1 protein-coding gene and 1 pseudogene are annotated in these 1695 nt (G+C 72.4%); one reads left to right on the top strand and one right to left on the bottom strand.

The genetic code is table 11. From position 1 onward, the window contains the following. Positions 1 to 131: 131 nt before the first annotated feature. Positions 132 to 1283: a PA0069 family radical SAM protein gene (locus MFF42_RS21580; protein ID WP_238257631.1), complete on the bottom strand. Its 1152-nt coding sequence runs from the start codon at positions 1281 to 1283 to the stop codon at positions 132 to 134. A gap of 172 nt (positions 1284 to 1455) precedes the next feature. Here MFF42_RS21580 and MFF42_RS21585 point away from each other — a divergent pair. After that, positions 1456 to 1695 (top strand): annotated as a pseudogene (locus MFF42_RS21585) (hypothetical protein); the annotation flags it as partial.

Here is a 1695-nt window from a genome sequence, read left to right on the forward strand (position 1 = left end):
GGGAGGGGTTCGGGGTGGGGGTGGTGCAGACGGCACCGCCGCGCTCGATCCGGCACCACCCCCACCTCCTGCCTCCTCCCCACAAGGGGGAGGAGAGAGGCGATGCCCGAAGTGATCGAACGGATGACGGATCAGAACAGGGCGAGCTGATCCCCCGCCCGCGGCGGCACGCGGAACAGCGCCGTCGTCTGCCGGACCGGCTCCTCGGGGAAGCCGAGGCGCCGCTTGGCCAGGGCGAAGCGGCGCCGGATCAGGTCGGCGTAGGGGCCCTGGCCGATCATGCGCGTGCCGAAGGCCGCGTCGTAGACCTTGCCGCCGCGGGCTCCGCTCAGCAGGGAGAAGACGTGCGCCTTGCGCCCCGGATAATGCTCCGTGAACCAGTCGCCGACGAGGTCGTCGAGTTCGTGCGGCAGGCGCAGCAGCACGTAGCCGGCCTCCCGCGCCCCCGCGCCCCGGGCGGCCTCCAGGATCGCCTCGATCTCGTGGTCGTTGAGCGAGGGGATGACGGGGGCGGTCAGCACCATCACCGGCACGCCCGCCTCGCTGAGGAGGCGGATCGCCTCCAGGCGCTTGCGCGGATGCGGCGCGCGGGGCTCCATCCGCCGCGCCAGATCCGGATCGAGGGTGGTGACCGAGATCGCCACCTTCACGAGACCCTGCGCCGCCATCTCGGCGAGGCGATCGCGGTCGCGCAGGATCAGGTTCGACTTGGTGACGATGCCGACCGGGTGGCGGAACCGGGCCAGCACCTCCAGCACCGCGCGGGTGACGCCGTGCCCGCGCTCGATCGGCTGGTAGGGATCGGTGGCGGTGCCGAGCGCGATGGTCCGCGGCCGGTAGCCCGGCGCCGACAATTCGCGCTCCAGGAGGGCCGCCGCATCGGGCTTGGAAAAAAGCCGCGTCTCGAAATCGAGGCCCGGCGAGAGCCCGACATAGCCGTGGTTCGGCCGGGCGAAGCAGTAGACGCAGCCGTGCTCGCAGCCGCGATAGGGGTTGATCGAGCGGTCGAACGGGATGTCCGGCGAGGCGTTGCGGGTGATGATGTGGCGGGCCCGCTCGGGCGTCACCTCGGTGCGCCGGGCGCGCTCCGCCTCCTCCGGCCAGCCGTCGTCGAACGCCTCGTGCCGGGTCGCCTCGAAGCGCCCGTCCGGGTTGATCGTCGCCCCGCGCCCGCGCCGCGCCTCGGGGGCGACCCGGCCGCCGTCCTGCCGCGGGCTGCCGCGCGGGATGCGATCCCGCTTGCCCTGAAGCGGCGTCCGTCCGTCACCCACGCCGAAGCCCACCGATCCGCGACTGCCTTAACCTCCTCACCTTAAGAACATAACAGGAACATTGGAAGCCGGAATGCACAAGTTTCATGCAAGGTCCCGGCTTTCTCCCGCAATCGGGGCCGTCCGCGGGAACGGCCGCGCGACGAAGGCTTTGCGAGGGCGTAAAATCGGTTATTCGCCGCGCATGATCTCCGGCCTCATCCACGTGGCACGATCCGCCGACCCGGCCGCGATCGAGTGCCTCGCCGACACGCTGAGCGCGCTCGTCGCGGGCGTGGCGGCCGGGCTCGTGGGCGACGCGGTGATCGTGACGGCGGAGGCCTGCTCCGCCCTGGAGACCATGGCCGAGGGCAGCGGCGCGACCCTGGTGGTGCGCCCGCCCGGCGCCAATCCGTGGAGCGCGGGGGCGCGGGCCGCGCGGCGC

This window comes from Methylorubrum podarium, from assembly GCF_022179745.1.
Classification (GTDB): domain Bacteria; phylum Pseudomonadota; class Alphaproteobacteria; order Rhizobiales; family Beijerinckiaceae; genus Methylobacterium; species Methylobacterium podarium.